This is a genomic window from Cohnella thailandensis (assembly GCF_014212135.1).
Lineage (GTDB): Bacteria > Bacillota > Bacilli > Paenibacillales > Paenibacillaceae > Cohnella > Cohnella thailandensis.
In genome coordinates this window covers 239,971-260,035 of record NZ_JACJVQ010000008.1, presented here as the reverse complement: position 1 = coordinate 260,035, position 20,065 = coordinate 239,971, and the positions used below count along the sequence as shown (strand labels likewise).

General features: G+C 58.8%; 16 protein-coding genes. 13 read left to right on the top strand and 3 right to left on the bottom strand.

Annotated features, from left to right (window positions below):
- Positions 1–10: 10 nt before the first annotated feature.
- The 3 genes from gdhA to H7B67_RS12550 all read right to left on the bottom strand — a co-directional run bounded on the left by gdhA (position 11) and on the right by H7B67_RS12550 (position 4,186).
- Positions 11–1,369 carry an NADP-specific glutamate dehydrogenase gene (gdhA, locus tag H7B67_RS12560; protein WP_185120168.1) on the bottom strand — a complete coding sequence of 453 codons (1,359 nt, stop codon included), beginning with the start codon at positions 1,367–1,369 and terminating at the stop codon, positions 11–13.
- 251 nt (positions 1,370–1,620) lie between these two features.
- A complete protein-coding gene (locus H7B67_RS12555; protein WP_185120167.1) occupies positions 1,621–2,604 on the bottom strand; it encodes a diaminopimelate dehydrogenase in 984 nt (327 codons plus the stop codon).
- Between the two features lie 214 nt (positions 2,605–2,818).
- On the bottom strand, positions 2,819–4,186 hold the full coding sequence (locus H7B67_RS12550; RefSeq protein WP_185120166.1) for an MATE family efflux transporter: 1,368 nt from the start codon (positions 4,184–4,186) through the stop codon (positions 2,819–2,821).
- A gap of 298 nt (positions 4,187–4,484) precedes the next feature.
- Here H7B67_RS12550 and H7B67_RS12545 point away from each other — a divergent pair, with 298 nt between their 5' ends.
- The 13 genes from H7B67_RS12545 (at position 4,485) to H7B67_RS12485 (ending at position 20,004) form a co-directional block, all read left to right on the top strand.
- Entirely contained in the window at positions 4,485–5,021 is a 537-nt protein-coding gene (locus H7B67_RS12545) for an NADPH-dependent FMN reductase (protein ID WP_185120165.1), read from the top strand.
- A gap of 348 nt (positions 5,022–5,369) precedes the next feature.
- A complete protein-coding gene (locus H7B67_RS12540) occupies positions 5,370–7,850 on the top strand; it encodes an NEAT domain-containing protein (protein WP_185120164.1) in 2,481 nt (826 codons plus the stop codon).
- Positions 7,847–8,776: an ABC transporter substrate-binding protein gene (locus tag H7B67_RS12535; RefSeq protein WP_185120163.1), complete on the top strand. Its 930-nt coding sequence runs from the start codon at positions 7,847–7,849 to the stop codon at positions 8,774–8,776. The genes H7B67_RS12540 and H7B67_RS12535 overlap by 4 nt, the downstream gene beginning before the upstream one ends.
- Positions 8,773–9,771, top strand: a complete 999-nt coding sequence (locus tag H7B67_RS12530) for a FecCD family ABC transporter permease (RefSeq protein WP_185120162.1) — start codon at positions 8,773–8,775, stop codon at positions 9,769–9,771. Before H7B67_RS12535 ends, H7B67_RS12530 begins: the two co-directional genes overlap by 4 nt.
- The gene (isdG, locus tag H7B67_RS31100) at positions 9,771–10,895 is read left to right on the top strand and encodes a heme oxygenase (RefSeq protein WP_185120161.1); all 1,125 of its coding nucleotides are present in this window, start codon (positions 9,771–9,773) and stop codon (positions 10,893–10,895) included. Before H7B67_RS12530 ends, isdG begins: the two co-directional genes overlap by 1 nt.
- Positions 10,896–11,046: 151 nt before the next feature.
- On the top strand, positions 11,047–12,093 hold the full coding sequence (locus H7B67_RS12520; protein ID WP_245363839.1) for an NEAT domain-containing protein: 1,047 nt from the start codon (positions 11,047–11,049) through the stop codon (positions 12,091–12,093).
- A 4-nt stretch (positions 12,094–12,097) separates the two neighbouring features.
- Complete coding sequence (gene isdE / locus H7B67_RS12515) at positions 12,098–13,060, top strand: heme ABC transporter substrate-binding protein IsdE (protein ID WP_342592586.1); 963 nt, start codon at positions 12,098–12,100, stop codon at positions 13,058–13,060.
- A gap of 50 nt (positions 13,061–13,110) precedes the next feature.
- Entirely contained in the window at positions 13,111–14,094 is a 984-nt protein-coding gene (locus H7B67_RS12510; protein WP_185120160.1) for a FecCD family ABC transporter permease, read from the top strand.
- A gap of 54 nt (positions 14,095–14,148) precedes the next feature.
- A complete protein-coding gene (locus tag H7B67_RS12505; RefSeq protein WP_185120159.1) occupies positions 14,149–14,826 on the top strand; it encodes a response regulator transcription factor in 678 nt (225 codons plus the stop codon).
- Entirely contained in the window at positions 14,823–16,208 is a 1,386-nt protein-coding gene (locus H7B67_RS12500) for a sensor histidine kinase (protein WP_185120158.1), read from the top strand. The genes H7B67_RS12505 and H7B67_RS12500 overlap by 4 nt, the downstream gene beginning before the upstream one ends.
- Positions 16,209–16,501: 293 nt before the next feature.
- A complete protein-coding gene (locus H7B67_RS12495) occupies positions 16,502–16,945 on the top strand; it encodes an acyl-CoA thioesterase (protein WP_185120157.1) in 444 nt (147 codons plus the stop codon).
- 33 nt (positions 16,946–16,978) lie between these two features.
- Complete coding sequence (gene fabF / locus H7B67_RS12490) at positions 16,979–18,217, top strand: beta-ketoacyl-ACP synthase II (RefSeq protein ID WP_185120156.1); 1,239 nt, start codon at positions 16,979–16,981, stop codon at positions 18,215–18,217.
- Positions 18,218–18,336: 119 nt separating this feature from the next.
- Positions 18,337–20,004 carry a class I adenylate-forming enzyme family protein gene (locus tag H7B67_RS12485; RefSeq protein WP_245363841.1) on the top strand — a complete coding sequence of 556 codons (1,668 nt, stop codon included), beginning with the start codon at positions 18,337–18,339 and terminating at the stop codon, positions 20,002–20,004.
- Positions 20,005–20,065 lie beyond the last annotated feature (61 nt).

The window sequence follows — 20,065 nt, the reverse complement described above, 5'->3', positions numbered from 1 at the left end:
GAACGGAACGTTACACGACGCCGTGAGCCATCATGATCTTCGCGACCTTCAGGAAGCCCGCGATGTTGGAGCCCGCGACCAGGTTGCCCGGCAAGCCGTAGGCGTCGGCCGCGTCGGCGCTGTTCTTGTGGATCGCCTTCATGATGCCCTTCAGCTTCTCGTCGACCTCCTCGAAGGTCCAGGAGTAGCGCATGCTGTTCTGCGACATCTCGAGCGCGGAGACGGCTACGCCGCCTGCGTTGGCCGCTTTGGCCGGCCCGAACAGAACGCCGCCCTGCAGGAAGACGTCGATCGCTTCCAGCGTGGAAGGCATGTTCGCGCCCTCGCCGACGGCAATGACGCCGTTGCGGACGAGCGTCTTCGCGGATTCCTCGTCGATCTCGTTCTGCGTGGCGCAAGGAAGGGCGATGTCGCACGGAATCGTCCAGATGTCCGTGCAATTGGCATGGTACTCCGCTTCGGGATGGACGCGAACGTATTCTTCGATCCGCTTGCGTTCGACTTCCTTGAGCTGCTTGACGGTATCGAGCTTAATGCCGTTCGGATCGTACACATAGCCGCCGGAATCGCTGCACGCCACGACTTTCGCGCCGAGCTGGGTCGCTTTCTCGATCGCGTAGATCGAGACGTTGCCGGAGCCGGAGACGACGACCGTCTTGCCCTCGAAGCTCTTGCCTACCGTCTTCAGCATCTCGTCCACGAAGTATACGCAGCCGTATCCCGTCGCTTCCTTACGCACCAGGCTTCCGCCGTACTCCAGTCCTTTGCCCGTCAGAACCCCGGCTTCGTTCATTCCGCGTATCCGCTTGTATTGACCGTACATGTAGCCGATTTCTCTCGCTCCGACGCCGATATCCCCGGCAGGAACGTCCGTGTCTTGGCCGAGATAGCGGTACAGCTCCGTCATGAAGCTCTGACAGAAGCGCATGATCTCCAGGTCCGACTTGCCCTTCGGGTCGAAGTCCGAGCCGCCCTTGCCTCCGCCGATAGGCAAGCCGGTCAGCGAGTTCTTGAAGATCTGTTCGAAGCCGAGGAACTTGATGATGCTCGCGTTTACGGAAGGATGGAAGCGAAGGCCGCCCTTGTAAGGCCCGATCGCGCTGTTGAACTGCACCCGGAAGCCGCGGTTCACTTGCACGCGTCCTTGGTCGTCCACCCAAGGCACCCGGAAGGTCACGAGGCGCTCCGGCTCGACGATCGTCTCGACGATGCCGCGCTCGATGAATTCGGGATGCTGCTCGAGAACGGGCTTCAGGGAGATCAGGATTTCGTAGACGGCTTGGTGAAATTCGCTCTCGTTCGGGTTTTTTTGTTGAACCTTACTAAAGAGCTGTTCGATATAGAGATCGGCGGAAACTTGCGTCGTCATGGGCTTTAATCTCCTTCTATGGCTATGGATTTGCACTGATTCACCTTTTATTTGCACATTCTAACAGCATAATGGCTTCGCGTGAATCCAAATGCCTATAGAAATATTTTTTCGACCGTTAATAAAACTTTTATATAATATTCACAAAAGCGGCCGTGCCTGAATAAATATACTGTGAAAACTCGCTAAAACGATAAAAAAGCCAAGCCTTATGTGCATAAGGCTTGACTTTTTTTTGCAGGCGATAGGGCTTACAGAAGCTCCTTGCGAAGCTGCTCCGGCGACTTCGGCGACAGGTAGCCCGGCGCGATGTCGAACACGGTCTTCGCTCCCTTGACTCCTTCGTTAGAGAGACGGTAGGCCGCGCGAGCATAAGCGGTCAGAACGCTGGCGGTGAATTCCGGATTGCTCTCGAGCTTCAGGGAGTACTCGATGATCTGGCGGGTATTCTTGCCCGTCACGCCGCTGCGGATCACGAATCCGCCGTGCGGCATCTCGGAGTGGTCCCGGCGCAGCTCATCTTCGCTGATGAAGTTCACGGTCGTGTCGTAGTCGGAGAAGTAGTTCGGCATGGAGACGATCTCCTGGCGGATCTTCTCTTGGTCGGCGCCCTCTTCGGCGACCACGAAGCACTCGCGGATATGCTTGTCCCGCGTGGTCAGGTCCGGAGTCTCGCCGCCGCGGATGCGGTTGATGACTTCTTCGGAAGGAACGGTATATTGAACGCCGTTCTTGACGCCCGCAACGCGGCGGATCGCGTCGGAGTGGCCTTGGCTGACGCCCTTGCCCCAGAACGTGTAGTCCGTGCCTTCGCTGAGGATCGATTCCGCCATCAGGCGGTTGATCGAGAAGAGGCCCGGATCCCAGCCGGTGGAGATGACGGCGACTTTGCCCGCGGTGACGGCGGAGTCGTTCACGTGATTGAAGTATTCCGGAATCTTGGCGTGCGTATCGAAGCTGTCGACGGTATTGAACAGCTTGGCGAATTCCGGCCCTTGCTCCGGTAGGTCGGTCGCCGATCCGCCGCAAAGGATCATGACGTCGATCTTGTCCCGGAAGCTCTCCGCGTCGGAAATTTTATAGAAGCTAAGGCCGTTCTCGGACGAGAACGCCGAAGGATCGCGGCGCGTGAAGATGCCGACCAGCTCCATATCCGGATTCTGTTTAATGGCGGATACGACGCCTTTGCCTAGGTTGCCGTAACCGACGATGCCTACCTGAATCTTGGTGCTCATAGGTATCCTCCCAATGCATTGTGAATTCTCACTATTATAACGTGCCGTGTAAGGTTTAACAATTGTGAAATATGCACAATAACATCCATAGGGCCGCGCCGCAAAACAAGAAGGGCCGATCTCGCAGGAACCATTCCCGCGAAATCGGCCCTCCGACCGAAACAGGCCAGCGCCTTCCCGGTGACCCGTTCTTTTTCCGCAAACCAAACCGATCTTAAGCTTCCAACGCGGCTTTCGCGGGGGAGTCGACCGTCACGAGAGCCTTGTTCCTCCACTTGTTGCTGCGCCAACGGATCGCCATGATGATGCCCCGCGCCCATTCGTCCGCCCCGATCGCCAGCCATACGCCGGCCAGGCCCATGTCCAGGGTGAACGTCAGGAAGTAGCCGAGGGGCAAGCTCATGAACACCATCGAGACGATGCCCCAATAAACCGTGTACTTCGCATCTCCCGCGGCCCGGAGAACGGGGACGAACAGAAGGTTAAGGGAGCGTCCGGTCTCCAGCACGATGCTCAGCAGGATCATCTGGGTCGCCAGCTTGACGATCTCGGCGTTATCCGTGAACAGCTCGATGAGCGGATACCTCAGCGATATGATGACAAGGTCGATGGCGACGGTGATCGCGAAGATCCAACGGGCGCTGGTCCAGACCCGCTTGTATGCGTCATCCGGCCGGGAGCCCCCGACGAATCGCCCGACGATGATCGCGGTGGCCGTTCCGCATGCCGTGCTGAACAGGAAGACGTACGTCGAGATGTTCATCGCGTATTGGCGGGAAGCGAGAGCCGCTTCTCCCAGCATCGTGACATAGTAGAGGAAGACGGACTGGCACGCGTGGTAAAGCACGGACTCCAGCGCGGTCGGGACGCCGATCCTCAGGATTTTGCCCAGGAATTCCTTGCTGAACGTCAGATAGTCTTTCCATCTAATTTTGTAATCCAGGATCCGATACGCCATCCAGAAGAAGACGACGACCGCGGCCCCGCGGCTGATGACCGTCGACCAAGCGGCGCCTTCGGCCCCGAGAGCGGGCAGGCCGCCGGGTCCGAAGATGAGCACGTAGTTCAGCGCGATGTGCAGAACGTTCATGCCCATGGAGACGTACATCGCTTCCTTAGGATACCCGTACGTTCGGATGATCCCGGACAAGGCGTTAATGACCGCTTGGAAAAAAATCCAGCCCCCGACGATATGAAGATAGGTCGTCGCCATCTCGAGCGTCTCGGCTTCCAGATTCATCATCCGCATGAGCGGCTCCGTAAGCAGCAGGAAAATCAAGCTCATGAACAAACCCGTCAGCAGGTTCATCGTGATCGTCAGCGCGGAGATTTTGGAAGCTTCGAACCGTTTGCCGGAGCCGAGGTACTGGGAGATAACGACGTCGGCCCCGTTATTGATGACCCCTATGATGAGGATTGCGATAAAAATAAACTGGGTAGCTACCCCGACGGCCGAGACGGCCTCGTCGGAGACGCCGCTGAGCATCAAAGTGTCGGCCGTGCTCATTAGGAAAAACAATAAGTTCTCTAGCAGGATAGGCCATGTCAGGCCCACCACGCGAAGCTCGCGTTCGTTGTTCATCGTTCCACCCTCTGCTCTCCCGAGCGATATGTCTTTTGTCTGTTTGCGAAGCTTGTTTGGAGGCGAAAGGAAGACCTCGTTGAAAGACCAGCCTATGTTATCATAAACACGCGTTTACGACAACGGGATTTTGCGATATCCCGAAACTTAATACGCCGTTAACATTACTGTTTTAACTTTAAGTAAGTACCTTGACATTATTAATTAATTTATCTATGATTAATCCGACAACAAGAATGGCAAATCGATTTGAGGAACAACTTACTTTAATGGAAAACGAATCAAGGGAGGAATACCAATGTCCAAATTGAACATCGGGATTATTCTGGGAAGCACGCGCGACGGACGCGTCAGCCCGCAAGTAGGTGAATGGGTTAAGCGCATTGCGGACGCTCGCGGAGACGCTAACTATGAGATCGTCGATATCAAGGATTACAAGCTTCCGTTTCTGGGCGAGGAAGACGCTACGGAGCAAGCGACGGCTTGGAACACGAAGCTCGCCAGCTTGGACGGATTCGTCTTTATCGTGCAAGAATACAACCACAGCATCACCGGCGCTCTGAAGAACGCGCTCGACTTCGCGCGCGAAGCTTGGAACAACAAAGCGGCCGGCATCGTCAGCTACGGATCCGTCGGCGGCGCTCGCGCGGCCGAGCATCTGCGCGGCATCCTGGGCGAGCTGTCCGTCGCGGACGTTCGCGTTCATCCGGCGCTCTCGCTGTTCACGGACTTCGAGAACGGCACGTTTAAGCCGGCCGATCTGCACCTGACCAACCTGAACGGCATGCTGGACCAAGTTCTCGCTTGGAGCGGCGCTCTGAAGACTCTTCGTTAATAGTGGCATGTAGGAAGGCGGCGCAGGGGGGATCCCCGGCGCCGTCTTTTCGCCGTCGGGGCCGCTTCCGATCCGGAACGCCAGGACGTCGTTCTTTTCTGCCGTCAAAAACGTAATTTAAAATTCATACTCCGTTCACAATCGCTGAGTAAGCTATCGCTGAATATAGTCGCCCGCCGGGTGGTTCATGCGTTAGCTTCTTTTTTTTGCCCTTCAAATGATAATGATTATCATTTTTGCATTAGGGACGTCCGTTGAGAGAGGGGGATTACGGCTCCGTTAGAGTAACAAGGCTAAGGATTCGGGCTATTAGGACTACCTTATTTTATCCAGAGGAGCGTGCGGTTTTTGAACAGACGGTTTAAGAAATCGATTGCGTTTTTCGTTACGCTAGGGCTTTTATTCTCTCTATTGCAAGTCGGTCATGCGGGTGTCGCCTCCGCGGCAACGGAACTGACGAACGACAATATTCCGGTCGGGGAGTACGAGGTCGATTTTACTTTCTTAAAGGACGGCACCCAGGAGGAGTCCATCGCTGCCACGTACATGAAGATCGATGGTTCCAAAGGCAAGCTTATCGTGGAGGAGGACCGCAGCATCTGGTTCGAGCACGAGATTTCGGCATCGAACTACGGCTGGTTCGAGTATCTGGGCTATCGTCCGGACGGCGTCGAGAAAGCCGATCCGGGAGTATCGATGGACGGATACGAGGAAGCTGCCGAGCTGCCGGGATCGGACAGCTCGAAGGTGGCCGTGCGCTACGCGATTAACGATATCAAGGTCGATCAAGACCTTCTGACTCACATCCGTATCCCGGATATCGGTTACGACCATTGGTACAACATTCAATTATCCATCAGCACAAGCGGAATCGAGCCTGAGGCTCCGGGCGGCGGGGTAGACAAAACCGCGCTGACGGATACGATCGCCGGCGCGAACGCGCTGCTCGGCTCCGTGCAAGCGGGAACCGAAGCCGGCCAATACCCTCAGGCGGCGAAGGATGCGCTTGCGATCGCGATCGCGGCCGCTCAGACTCTGTCCGGGGAGGAGACCGGCACGCAGCAAAAGGTAGACGATGCCGTAACCGCGCTCAAAGGCGCGATGGAGACGCTGAAGTTTGCCGTGATTCCGGGAGAGTCCGCGAGCGAGCTTTATTATTCGATGCTCCATGCGACCAAAGCCGAATTTTCCGGCGCGGACGGCTATCTGAAGAAGCCGGCGTCCGCGGTCGACATCGGCGGCGGACAACATTCGGTTACTCTGACGGTCTACCAAAGCTCGCTCATTCCGGATTTTAAGGTGGAGTACGACAGCGTGCTCGGGAGCGTGTACAACGTAAGCGAGGACAAGGAAGGGGATACCCGCACGGTCCGGTTCCTCGTTAAGGATCCGGCGCAACCGGTGAACGCGAAGCTGAAGGTGTCCGTGCCGACCGGGAACGGGGCATACCAATCCGAGTACGACATCCGCCTTAATTTTAACGGAGTGGACAATGTGGCTCTGTCCGGGCTGGTAAGCAGCGCGACGAGCCTGAATCGCGGCGCACAAGCCGGAACGGCAGCCGGTCAGTATCCGCAAGCGGCTAAGGATACGTTCGCCGCGGCGATCGCGGCCGCCAGCGCCGTTGCCGCGAACGGAGCGGGTACGCAAGCGCGGACGGACGCGGCCTTGACCGCGCTTCAAGCGGCGGTCGAAGCCTTCAAGGCGGCCGTTAACAAGGGCAGCACGGGAGGCGGCTCCGGTACGATGGACGGTTACTACTTCATCGACTATACGATTCTGGCGAACGGCAAGAACGAAGCCTCCATCGCCGACGGTTACGTGGTGAAGCCGGCCTTGCTGCGGATTCAAGGCTCCAGCAAGACGGTCTCCTTCACCGTGCTGCGAAGCAAAGAAGTGAATACCATCACCATCAACGGCAGCTCCGGCAGCGTGGTCAGCCAGAATACGGCCAAGAACACGAGAGTCGTCTCCTATCCGGTCTCCGATCTGTCCGGCAAGCTTAACGCGACCGTCCGAATCGATTGGGATGCCGTCGATTACCACCACACGTACCCGATTCAATTCTCGTTCGACGAGAGCACGATGACTCCGGCCGGCGATAATCCAGCCGTTCCGGGCTCCGACAACGACGGCAACGTCGGCGCTCCTAACCTTCCGAATCCGAGCGGCGGAGATAAGGAAGAGGGCGAAGAAGCCGAAGAAGGAGGCGCGAGCGGCAACGGCTCCGGATCCGGATCGATAGGCAGCGGCTCCGGCTCCGGTTCCGGCAACGTCGGGTTCAGCGACACGAAGAACCATTGGGCCGCGAATCAAATCAGCCGTGCCGTTGAGTTGGGCATCGTCAAGGGATTTGACGACGGCAGCTTCCGTCCTAACGCGGTCGTCAGCCGCGGCGAATTCATCGCGATGATCAGCCGGGCGCTGAAGCTGACGAACACCGGCGCGGCGACGGGCTTCACGGATGCCGGCCAAATCCCGGCTTGGGCCAAGGAGCATGCTCTGCTGGCCGAGCAAGCGGGACTGATCGGCGGCTTCGCTGACGGCTCCTTCCGTTCCGGAGCCGAGATCTCGAGAGCGCAGCTCGCCGTGATCGTGACTCGCGCCGCCAAGCTTGCGCTTAGCGACGGCGCGCGGCTGACGTTCTCCGATGCCGGCAAGATCCCGGCCTGGGCAGGCCAAGAAATCGCGGCGGCGGTAGAAGCCGGCTTGATCACGGGCAAGGACAACAACAAGTTCGATCCGGAAGCCCCGGCGACGAGAGCGGAAGCGCTGACGATGATCATCCGTCTGCTCGACTACCTCGCTAAGCAGGAGCCGAAGTCTTGAGACGTCTGGCGACGCTAACGCTCGCGGTCGCGCTGTCCGTTCTGGCAGCCGGCTGCGGCGCGGCGGCGACGGGAGGAAGCGCGGGGGAAGGCAAGCTTGTCATCGTGGATTCCGCGGAACGCAAGGTCGCGCTGGAAGGACCTCCGGAGCGGATCGTCGCCTTGGGCAACGGAGAGGTCGACATCGTTTATGCGCTCGGAGGCGAAGTGGTCGGAAGGCCGGAGGATAACGACGGCCTTCTCGATTCCGAGGAGGTGCGCGAGGTGCCGGTCGTCGGGTCGGTCCATACGGTCGACCTGGAGAAAATCGCGGTTCTTCGCCCGGACGTCGTGCTAGGCAATTATCCGATCAACGTGAACGACGAGGCGCCGCTGTCGACGATCGGAGCGAAGCTCGTCTTGACGCAAGCCAACTCGATCGACGATATCAAGAGCCAGATTCGGCTGTTCGGCAAGCTTCTCGGCAAGGAAGACAAAGCCGCCGAGCTTGTCTCGGGTATCGATCGGGAGCTGTCCGCGTTCCAGGCCCGCACGAGCGAAAAGCGGGTGCTGATCGTATATGGAGCGCCCGGAACGTATCTGGCCGCGCTGCCGAATTCGTTGGCGGGCAACCTTCTGGAGACGGCGGGAGGGCACAACGTCGCTTCGGAATTCCCCAGGCTGCAGAACTACCCGCAGTACGCGCAATTGAACACGGAGCGGGTCGTGGAGACGAATCCCGACCTCATCCTGATTATGACGCATGCCAATGCGGAGGAAGTCGAGAAGGGCTTCATCCGCGAGATGGAGAGCAATCCGGCTTGGAACACGATCTCGGCGGTCAAGGAGGGGAGGATTCGCGTTCTTCCGTCCGAATTGTTCGGCACGAACCCGGGCACCCGGGTGATGGAGGCCGTGAACCTGCTTGGGGGGCTTCTGGATTCATGAACGTGCAAGCAAGAAACGACAGAAGGCGCTGGATCGGGATCGCGCTCGCGCCGATCCTGATCGCCTCGGTGCTCTACGGAATCGGAAGCGGCTCGGTGTCCATCTCCGTGCCGGAAATATGGCGCATCGTCTTTAACGAAGGCGACCCGGCGCACGAAGCGATCCTATGGAATTTGCGCCTTCCGCGCGTGCTGGTCGGCCTGCTCGTCGGGGCGTGCCTGGCCGCGTCGGGAGCCTTGCTTCAAGGCGTCATGCGCAATCCGCTCGCCGATCCCGGAATCATCGGGGTGTCGGCGGGCGGCGGCCTCGCCGCCGTCGTCGCGCTGGTGCTGTTCCCGCAGTTCGGCTATCTTCTTCCCGGTTTTGCGTTCGGGGGCGCCTTGCTGTCCGCCATGATGATCTATTTGCTGGCATGGGACGGCGGAAGCTCCCCGACCAAAATCGTGCTCGCCGGAATCGCGGTCAACGCTCTTCTCGGCGGAGTCATGAACGGGATCATGGTGCTCAACAGCGACCGGATTCAGAGCGTAATCCCTTGGCTGGCGGGCGGGCTTGCCGGCAGAAGCTGGCCCCATCTGCAATTCCTGCTCCCCTATGCCGTTATCGGACTGTCGCTCGTTCCGTTCGCGGCCAAGGCGTCCAATCTGCTGACGCTGGGAGACCAGTCGGCTCAGTCGCTCGGCCAGCACGTGGAGCGCCAACGCTTCCTGATCGTCGCGCTGGCGTCGCTGCTGGCGGGAGCGGCCGTCAGCGTCGCGGGTCTCGTCGGCTTCGTCGGCTTGATCGTGCCGCATGCCATAAGGCTTCTGATCGGCGACGATTACCGCTATCTTCTCCCGTACTCCATTGCGGGAGGGGCGGCTTTGATGGTGGCGGCGGATACGGCCGCGAGGAGCTGGTTCGATCCGATCGAACTGCCGGCCGGGGTACTGCTGGCTTGCATCGGCGCCCCGTTTTTCCTAGTGCTGCTGAAGAGAAGGAGGCTGGTTCGATAATGGCGGAGATAAGGATAGAAGATCTTGGGAGCCGGTTCGAGCACTTCGAGCTCCGGGAGATCAGCGAAACGATTCCGAGGGGACGAATAACCGCCATCGTCGGACGCAACGGCTCGGGCAAGTCGACCTTGCTCCGCGTGTTGGCCAGATTAACCAAGCCGGACAAAGGACAGATCCGTTACGACGACGTTCCGATCGGCGCTTATTCCCGGAAGGAATTCGCTCAGCTCGTCTCCTTGCTCAGCCAGGAGAAAGGCCATGTCCCCGACGTAACGGTTCGGGAACTGGTCGCCTACGGCCGGGCGCCCCGGCAATCGATGTTCCGCTACCGGCCGACGCCGGAAGACGAGAAGGCGATCGATTGGGCCTTATCGACGACGGGCATCCGGCATAACGAGTACCGTTTGTTCCATACGATGTCCGGCGGCGAGCAGCAGAAGGCCCGAATCGCGATGGCATTGGCCCAGGAATCGAGCGTCCTGCTTCTCGACGAGCCGACGACCTATCTGGATCTGTCCCATCAGCTCGAGATCATGGAGATGCTGAAGAGCCTGAATCGGAAGCTGAACCTGACGATCGTGATGGTGCTGCACGATCTGCAGCAGGCGGCGGCCTATTGCGACCACTTGATCGCGATGGAGAACGGCCGCGTCGCCGTCAGCGGTCCGCCGAGGGCGGTCATTAACCGCCGATTTATGTTGAATGTATTCGGCGTGGTCGCCAAGGTGGATCTGCGGGGCGACTACCCGATCATTATTCCTATCCCACAACCCGTTAAGGAGGAATCGTCCATGGTTATCGTGACGAACGTATCCCAGATCACCAAAGGCAGCGGAATGCTGCTCATCGAACGCTTCAACAAAGCAGGCAAGGTAGAAGGAATGAAAGGCTTCCTCGGCCTCGAGGTCATGCTGACGGAGAACACGAAGGAATACGACGAAGTGACGGTCAGCACGAGATGGGAGACCAAGGAGGACTTTCAAGCTTGGACGAAGAGCGAAGCGTTCCGGGAGTCTCATGCGCACCGCCAAACGCCGGAATATATCCTCTCGAACAAGATCGTCTTCTATGACGTGAAGGTCGTGCGCCAGCCGCTTGAGCAAGTAGAGAGCCCAAGCGCGTAACGAGAACTCCGAGGGCTTTCGAGAGACCGGTACGGCGGCTCTTGAGAGCCCTGTTTGCGAAAAAGCGTTGACAATAAAGCCCAATGATTGGTAGCATAAATGATAATAATTATCATTATCACTGAGATTGTGTGAAAGGCAGGGTAATCTTTTGAAAAATAGAGCGGTTTTTGGCGTCGCTGCGGCTGCGTTATGGATATGCATGATGATGTGGCCGAACGCGGCCAAGGTCGGGGCGGCGGTCGATAACGGCACTTACACAGCCGATTATCTGGTGCTCAAAGCCGAAGACGATTCCGTCTCCATGGCTAACGACTATTGGGAGAAACCGGCGACGGTTGTCATAGATGGCGGCAAGGCTACGGTACGGCTGTCGGTCAACCACAGCGCATGGGTAACTCAATTCAAAGTGCCGGGCAGCGGAGACGGTTATGTCGATACCAAAGTCATCGAGGAGAAGGACGATGTCCGGCTTGTCGAGTTCGCGGCGGACGTGACGAAGCCGATCGTGTCCAAGATCCACGTAACCGTTCCGGACATCGATTACGATCATGACTACACGATCCGGCTCGTGTTCGATATGAACAGCTTCAAGCCGGTGAAGGCGGCAGAAGCAGCGCCGTCCCCATCGCCATCCCCGAGCCCATCGTCCTCCCCGAGTCCGTCGCCGTCGGCGCAGCCATCCCCGTCGCCGGCTCCTGCGGCAACGGCGAAGCCTGCGGAATCGTCGGCTGTTCCTTCGGCGAAGCCGACCGAGCCTGCAAAGCCTGCCGAGACGATTAAACCTGCGGCGGCCGGCGAAACGCCGAAGCAAGCCGATTCCGCCGCGCAGCCGTCGGCTGCCGCTAGCGCGTCGGCTTCGGCGGAAGCAACGCCGGCACCGGAATCGCCACCCGCATCCCCAAGCGGCGCGGCTTCCTCGGAGGACGCGCCGGAAGCGACCGAAGCCGCGAACGCCGAGACGCCGGAAGAGAGCGACGGCGAAGCGTCGGCGAGCGAGACGGCAGGCGAACTGGCCGCAGGCGCAGCCGTCGAAGAAGCTTCGGCGTCCGCGGTCGCGGAAGAAGACGGCGGGGGATCGAACGCCGCCCTTATCTGGACCGTATCGATCGTCGGGTTGATCGTGCTCGCTGGCGCAGCCTGGTATCTCTGGAGAAGAAAGATCAGGCAGAACCCATCCGGCGGCATAGGAGGTTAATGCGGTGTTCTTATCGAGACTCAAGCTGCCCGTCATTGTCCTGGCGCTCCTTCTTGCTCTGACGGGCTGCGGCAACAACCAGCCGGAGGGGCAGGGAAGCGCCGCCGCCAAGCCGACGCCGTCTGCCTCGGCGGCGGGATCAGCTTCGGCCGAGGCGACCGCATCCCCGGAGGCTTCCCCGGCTTCCGCCGCCGAGGAGCATCGGATCGTCTCCACGACGGTGGCGATCACGCAAATTCTGGATAAGCTCGAGGTGGATCTGGTCGGAATCCCGACGAGCGCCAAGACGCTGCCGGAACGATACGAAGGCGTCACGAGGGTAGGCAACCCGATGAGCCCGGACCTGGAGCTCGTCAAATCGCTGAAGCCGACGGACGTGCTGTCGGTTACCACTCTCCAATACGAGCTCGAGCCGGTCTTCGAGGCGGCCAAGATCGACGCGACGTTCCTGGACCTGACGAGTCTGGCGCAGATGCAGGAAGAGATTACGAAGCTGGGCGAGAAATTCGGCAAGCAAGAGCAAGCCGCCGAGCTCGTCGGCGGCTACGACGCGAAGCTGAGCGAGATTCAAGCCGCCGTAGCCGGCAAGAAGACGCCGACGGTGCTTATCCTGCTTGGCGTTCCGGGGAGCTACCTGGTCGCGACGGAGCATTCCTACATCGGGGACCTGGTTCGTCTGCTTGGGGGCGTGAATATCGTCCAGGGCGAGAAGGTCGAGTTCCTGGCTTCGAACACGGAATATCTCCAGAAGTCGAACCCCGACGTTATCCTGCGCGCCGCCCACGGCATGCCGGAAGAGGTCGTGAAGATGTTCGACGAGGAATTTAAGAAGAACGATATCTGGAAGCACTTCGGCGCCGTTCAGAATGGGCGTGTCTACGACTTGGAGGAAGCCTTGTTCGGGACGACGGCGAACATCGCGGCGGACGAAGCGATGGAAGCTCTGCTTCCGATGCTGTACCCGTGATGCCGAACCCCGGCGAACGACTCATCGAATGGCGCAAAGGAAGATCTCTCATGGTTAGACGATTTAGCGTATTTCTCGTCATTTCGGCCCTATTGGTCTTTACCGCCGTGTTCTCCATGATGACCGGCAGCATTAAAGTCGGCTTCAACGAATTAATCCGGGGGCTTCTCTTCGGAGGAAGCGAGCAGGTCGAGATCATCCGCGATCTGCGCTTCCCCCGCATCGTCGTGTCGATGCTGACCGGAGCTTCGCTGGCCGTCTCCGGCGTGCTGTTGCAGGCCGTCATGAGAAACCCTCTGGCGGAGCCGGGCATCATCGGCATCTCTTCGGGAGCGGGGTTGGTGTCGCTGACGGTCGTAACGATTTTCCCGATGCTGTATTTCTGGTCGCCGCTGTTCTCCGTACTTGGAGGAGCGCTCGCCTGCTTCCTCGTCTATTCGTTGTCCTGGCGCTCGCAATTGAATCCGCTCCGGCTGATCCTGGTCGGCATCGCCATCAACGCGACCTTCACGGGATTGGGCCAGTCGTTCAATTATCGGGGAAGCTACGCGGTGACGACGGTGAACCAGGCGGTCTCGTCCATCTTCACGATGAAAATCTGGGAGGACGTCCATATCCTGGGCTTATTCGGAGGAATCGGGCTGCTGCTCTCTTTTCCCCTCGGGAGATGGTGCAACATGCTCGCTTTCCAGGACGAAACGGCCCGCAACCTCGGCCTAGGCATCGAGAGGGTCCGGCTAGCGATCTCCGCGGTGGCGGTGCTTCTGGCGTCCGTCGCTACGGCGATCGGGGGGCTTATCCTGTTCGTCGGACTGCTTGTCCCGCATATCGGAAGAACTCTGATCGGCTCCAACTACAAGCTGCTCATCCCGTTCTCGGCGGTCGGCGGGGCGCTTCTCGTGCTGGCGGCGGATACGATCGGGCGAACGGCGCTCGCGCCGGCGGAGATTCCCGCCTCGATCATCATGGCGGTCATCGGCGGCCCCTTCCTTATTATTATGTTGAAAAGAAGCGACAAGCTGGGCAACAAATAGACCCGCTCGTAAGGAGCTCGACACCCTGCGGCAAAGGAGGAACCTTAGTCAGCCATGAAGCAGCTGCTCGTAACGGATGACGATGCGAATAATCGGATGTTGATCAGCCATTTTCTCGCCCGGGAGGGGTTTCGCTCGTTCGAAGCCTCCAACGGCCTAGAGGCGATCGGCATCCTGAAGAAGCAATCCATCGACCTGGCCATTCTCGACGTCATGATGCCGGAGATGGACGGGCTGGAGCTGTGCGAATATATCCGCGAGAATTATGACATCCCGATCATTCTGCTGACGGCTCGCGATCAGATCGGCGACAAGGAGCAAGGATACCTGCGCGGAACCGACGATTACCTGACGAAGCCGTTCGAGCTGCCGGAGCTGCTGTTCCGGCTGAAGGCGCTGTTCCGGCGATATTCGCTGGCTTCGAGCGACAAGATCCGGCTTAACGAGCTCGTGATCGATCGGAAAAACTACGAGGTCGTCAATGGAGACGACGTGTTCTTCCCTCCGCTGAAGGAGTTCGAGCTTCTCGCCCAGCTGGCGGAATACCCCGGCAGGGTGTTCTCCCGCGACGAACTGATTCGATTGATATGGGGACCCGACTACAATGGAGACGAACGCACGGTAGACGTCCATATCAAGCGGCTTCGCAAAAGATTCCCCGAGGACAAGCAAGGCTTCGCCATTCAAACCATTCGAGGCATCGGGTATAAGCTTGAGGTATTCGTTTCATGAGATCGCTTTACTTCCGGGTCCTGCTCGTTACGATTTATGCCATCGCGATCAGCAGCTTCCTCGGCTTTTACTGCGCCAACCTGTTCTACGACTGGGAGCTGAAGAAGCATTACGACGCCAAGCTGTTCCGGATCGCCGAGGAGATTCGCGCTTATGTCCAGCAGTATCCCGAGACTCTGAACGATTATCTGGACAACGCCGCGACGATGGGATACCAAATTTACTTGTTGGGCGCCCGGGGCCGGGAATTTTTCCATGGGGGGAATTTCGAGGAGCTTGATCTTCCCCCCTCAGTGAAGGCAAGCGTGCTGGACGGAAGCGATTATCACGGCATTGCCGAATCTCCGAACCGTTTTTTTACCATCGGCTATTTCGACAATCGGTTAAGCAATACCGTCGGACTTCCCGTGATGGCCGGCACCGAGAAGTATGCGATGTTCCTGCGGGGCAATACCCGGGTGCAGTTCCAAGAGCTCGAAATCTTCTTTACGCTGATGTTCGTACTTACGGTGCTGTTCAGCATTCCTTATTTTCTGCTGAGCACGAGGTATTTGGTCCAGCCCATCGCCCGGCTGACCGAGGCGACCAAGCGGATCGCCCAAGGGAACTTCACCTTCAGCCTTCCGACCAAGAGGAGAGACGAGATCGGCCAGCTCGCCTCGCACTACGAGAAAATGGCGCGCAAGCTGGAGAGCTCCGACAAGGCGAAGAAGGAATTCGTGGCCAACGTGTCCCACGAGATCCAATCCCCGCTCGCGTCCATCCAGGGTTTTGCCGACTCTCTGCTTAACGAGGAGCTGACGGAGAACGAAATCCGCCGCTACGCCTCGATCATCGGACAGGAGACGCGGCAGCTGGCCGCCCTCAGCAGGCAGCTGCTGCTGTTGTCCTCCTTGGAGAACGAGGCCGAAATCGTGAATAAGCGGACCTTCGCGCTTCAGCCGCAGCTGCGGCGAGCGCTGCAGCTCCAGGAATGGCAGCTCCGCGAGAAAGAGATTGCGGTCCGCATGCGCGTGCCGAATTCCGTGCTCATCACCGGCGACGAGGTTCTGCTGATGCAGGTATGGACGAATCTGCTCTCCAATGCCGTGAAGCACGTTCCGGGCGGGAGATCCATCGAGATTCTTGCGTCCAAGGAACAGGGCTTCTGCGCGGTCACGATCGCCGATACGGGGGACGGCATCGACGAGATGAGCCTGCCCTACATCTTCGACCGTTTCTACCGGGGGGACCAGGCGCGGAAGCGGGGAGAAGGAAGCACCGGGCTCGGCTTGTCCATCGTGCAGAGGATCGTTCGCCTGCACGGAGGGACGATCGAAGTCGAAAGCCGCGCGGGGGAAGGGACCGCGTTCCATGTCCGCATACCGAACGAAAGAGGCTGACCCGGCGTCTAGCAAGGGGAAGAGCCTCTTTTTCCTGTCTAAGGATATTGATAAATAACCGGGAATTGGGTATTCTGATCCTTGAGTTGTGTCCATTGTGTGAACGACGACGATTCGGCGGACAACCTGGAGAACCGGAAGCGCGGCCGAAGAAGCCTTTTGTTCAATCCGAGCGAAGGTTATTTCTCATTCCCGTTTATTTTTTTCAAGATTACTTTTCATTGGATTCTTACTTTATCTTAGTAGTAAGAGTATACTTGATAAGATAATAGACATCGAAAGGAGGGGCCGATATGGCGGATACGTATCCCCTTTTCGACCTAGAGATGATGGTGACTTGGGGGGATTGCGATGCCGCGGGGATCTCTTACTACGCGAAGAGCTTCGATTGGTTCACGAATGCCCGAATGGGTCTTCTTGCGCATTATGGCTTCCCTTATATGCCGGAGTGGCATCATCAAGGAATCTCTCTTGTATGCCTGCACGCGGATTGCCAATATCGCAAGATGCTTCGTCCGGAGGAACGAATCGTCGTTCGAACCGAGCTTGCGGAGCTGACGCGGTCCCGGATGACCTTCGCCTACCGAATTCTTAAAGAAGGCGGAGCGCTGGCGGCGGAAGGACAGACTAAGCACGCTTACGTCGATAACGCGGGAGCGCCTTTTAACCTCGAGAGAAGGCACCCCGAATTGTGGGCGCGGTTGGCGGAGGCGGGCTTGATTTCGGAAAAACGCTAGTAGCTTAGAGGCATACGGGAGTGGATACGGCTTATGTTCAAAGAACGCATTGTCATTACCGGCATGGGAGCGGTCACGCCGATCGGAATCGGCGTCCCCGACTATTGGCGGAATTTGCTGTCGGGCAAGCCCGGCATCGGGCCGATCACCCGGTTCGATGCGGAAGGGCTTCCCGTTCGCATTGCCGGGGAGGTGAAGGACTTCGACCCGGCTCTTTACCTTCCGAAGAAGCTGATCGCGCAGACGGATATCTTCATGCAGTTCGCGTTCGCGGCGGCCGGAGAAGCGATTCAATCGGGCGGAATTGCCGGCATGCCGCCATCCAGGGTAGGGATCGTGCTCGGTACCGCGCTCGGAGGAATTTCGACGGCGGCGGGCACGCAGGAGCAGATCACGAGGAGCGGCAGTTATCGGGTGACGCCCCATCTCGTTCCCAAATTTCTGTCGAATATCGCCGCGGCCCATATCGCGATCGCGAACGGCTTCAAGGGACCGAGCTATACGGTGAGCACCGCTTGCTCCTCCGGAGCGGACGCGATCGGAATGGCCGCGATGCTGCTTCGGGCCGGACAAGCCGACGCCATCGTGGCGGCAGGCGCCGAGTCGATCCTGTGCGCGCTGATGGATGCCGGCTTATCGGCGGCCAGGGCGATGTCCGCGCGCAATGAGGAGCCCGAACGGGCGAGCCGCCCGTTCGACCGCGGCCGCGACGGCTTCGTCATGGGCGAAGGCGCCGGCGCGCTTATCGTGGAGACGTTGTCTTCGGCGCGAGCGCGCGGAGCTGAGATCTTGGCGGAGCTCCTGGGCTACGCGAACTGCACCGACGCCTATCACGTGACGTCTCCCGATCCCGACGGCAGCGGGGAGATCCGGTGCATGCGCCAAGCGCTTGCCGAAGCGGGACTCGCACCGGAAGACATCGGCTACGTCAACGCGCACGGCACCTCGACTCCCCTCGGGGACAAGGTAGAGAGCCAGGCGCTGCGCGAGGTGTTCGGGGAAGCGGCCGCGCGTATCCCGGTCAGCTCCACCAAGGGAGCGACGGGGCATCTGATGGGAGCCGGAGGCGTGACGGAGCTGATCGCCTGCATTCAGGCGATCCGGGAAGGAGTCGTTCCTCCGACCTTGAATTACGAGGAACCCGATCCGGAATGCGATTTGGATTACGTTCCTAACGAGTCCAGGGAAGCGAAGGTGGATGCCGCGATGTCCAACTCCTTCGGCTTCGGCGGGCAGAACACTTCGATTATCGTAGGTCGCTATCGGGAATAGCGCGGAAACTATTAGGATATGCCGTAGGAACGAGACCGTTTACAGAATGCACATTCGTCATCTCAGCGATCCCGGTTCCAGACATATCGTTCACTTAGTTCTTGGAAGGGATGATATCTTTGGAAAACAACAACTATACTTACGACGTTCGGATGTTCAAGGACACGTTCGAATACGAGTTTACTTACCTGAGCGGGTTCATGCGCAACGTGCATCGGTTCGCCCATCGCACGGCGGTTAGCGATCCGCTTCGCGAGCGGAGCTGGACCTATGCCGAATTGAACCGCGAGGCGAACCGGTTGGCCAACGCAATGGCGGCGGACGGAATCGGCAAGAACGAGCTGGTCGTTTATCAACTGCCGAATTCGCCGGAATTCATCTTCAGCTATCTTGCCCCGCAGAAGATCGGCGCGATCAACTGCCCGATCAACTTCCGCCTGTCTTCGGGCGAGACGGCCTTCATTCTCGACGACAGCCGTCCTTCCGTCTATATCTACGACGCGGAATTCCGGCAGACGGCGCTGGAGGCTCTGGAACTGGCCAAGCACAAGCCTCAGCGGATCGTTATGGTCGACGGGTCGGGAGCGGCCGAGCTTCCGGCAGGGCATGTGACTTATGCGGATTATACGGGCGGCAGGTCCGAGGACAATCCGGCGATCGAACGGCCGATGCACATTTACGACGAGAACACGCGTCTGTATACTTCCGGCACGACGGGCAGGCCCAAAGGGGTTCCGCTCAACAACATCAACGACGTTCTGTCCGCGCACGACGTCGCCATGCATTTTCCGCTGAACCCGATGGACAAGACGATGAACATGAGCCCCTGGTTCCACCGCGGAGGCATTCATTCGGGCGGCCCCGGACCTACTCTGTACGTAGGCGGGGAAGTCGTCGTCCTCCGTTCCTTCCATCCGAAGACTTGCCTGGAGCTGGCCGAGAAGGTCGGGGTCACGTTCCTCATCGGCGCTCCGCCTATGCTGAAGATGCTGCACGACCAGCAGTTGAAGAACCCCGTAGACCTGTCCAAGCTCAAAGGAATCGTGACGATGGGGGCTCCGCTGGAGAGGGAAGCCTGCATCAAGTTCCAGAAGGTGCTTACTCCGAATATTTTCAATGGCTACGGCACGACGGAAGCGTTCTGGAATACGTTCCTCCGGCCATACGATCTTCCCGATATGGCGGGCTCGGCCGGCCGCTCCTGCACGGATGACGACGTCGCCGTCGTCAAGGTGTTCCCGGACCGCCGCGCGGAGCCTCACGAGCTGGTCGCTCGCGACGGCACCGAGGTGGGCGAGGTCATCGTCAGAGCCCCCGGCAAAACGACCTATACCTACGTCAACAACGAGAAAGAAGCCGAGAAGGTGTTCTACAAGGGCTGGATCTACATCGGCGACATGGGCGTGTGGGACGAGAACGAATTCGTGACCATCGTCGGACGCAAGAACGACATGATCGTCTCCTCCGGCGAGAACATTCATCCCGTGCAGGTCGAGGAGATCCTGAACCAGCACCCCAAGGTTCAGCAATCCGTCGTCGTCGGGGTGCCGGACGAGCTGCGGGGCGAGTCGGTCGTCGCCTACATCATAAGGGAAGATGAGTCGCTGACGGCGAAGGAACTGAACAAGTACTGCAGCGAGCACAACATGCTGGCGACGTACAAGAAGCCGAGATTTTACCGGTTTATCGACGAGCTTCCTTACACGGCAACCGGCAAGAAGCGCCACTTCATCGTTCGGGCCATGGCGCTCGAGGATCAGAAGAACGGACTTTTCGAACGGCATTAATTCTTATATATGGGAAAAAGGAAAACCCGCAGGGCGGCCGTTTCGGCGGCTTCTGCGGGTT

Bases quoted from the DNA above. Each gene is read 5' to 3' on its own strand.
- H7B67_RS12510 (WP_185120160.1), top strand. From the start codon at position 13,111: ATGGTTAGACGATTTAGCGTATTTCTCGTCATTTCGGCCCTATTGGTC.
- fabF (WP_185120156.1), top strand. From the start codon at position 16,979: ATGTTCAAAGAACGCATTGTCATTACCGGCATGGGAGCGGTCACGCCG.
- H7B67_RS12545 (WP_185120165.1), top strand. From the start codon at position 4,485: ATGTCCAAATTGAACATCGGGATTATTCTGGGAAGCACGCGCGACGGA.
- H7B67_RS12495 (WP_185120157.1), top strand. From the start codon at position 16,502: ATGGCGGATACGTATCCCCTTTTCGACCTAGAGATGATGGTGACTTGG.
- H7B67_RS12530 (WP_185120162.1), top strand. From the start codon at position 8,773: ATGAACGTGCAAGCAAGAAACGACAGAAGGCGCTGGATCGGGATCGCG.
- gdhA (WP_185120168.1), bottom strand. From the start codon at position 1,369: ATGACGACGCAAGTTTCCGCCGATCTCTATATCGAACAGCTCTTTAGT.
- H7B67_RS12555 (WP_185120167.1), bottom strand. From the start codon at position 2,604: ATGAGCACCAAGATTCAGGTAGGCATCGTCGGTTACGGCAACCTAGGC.
- isdG (WP_185120161.1), top strand. From the start codon at position 9,771: ATGGCGGAGATAAGGATAGAAGATCTTGGGAGCCGGTTCGAGCACTTC.
- H7B67_RS12505 (WP_185120159.1), top strand. From the start codon at position 14,149: ATGAAGCAGCTGCTCGTAACGGATGACGATGCGAATAATCGGATGTTG.
- H7B67_RS12500 (WP_185120158.1), top strand. From the start codon at position 14,823: ATGAGATCGCTTTACTTCCGGGTCCTGCTCGTTACGATTTATGCCATC.
- H7B67_RS12550 (WP_185120166.1), bottom strand. From the start codon at position 4,186: ATGAACAACGAACGCGAGCTTCGCGTGGTGGGCCTGACATGGCCTATC.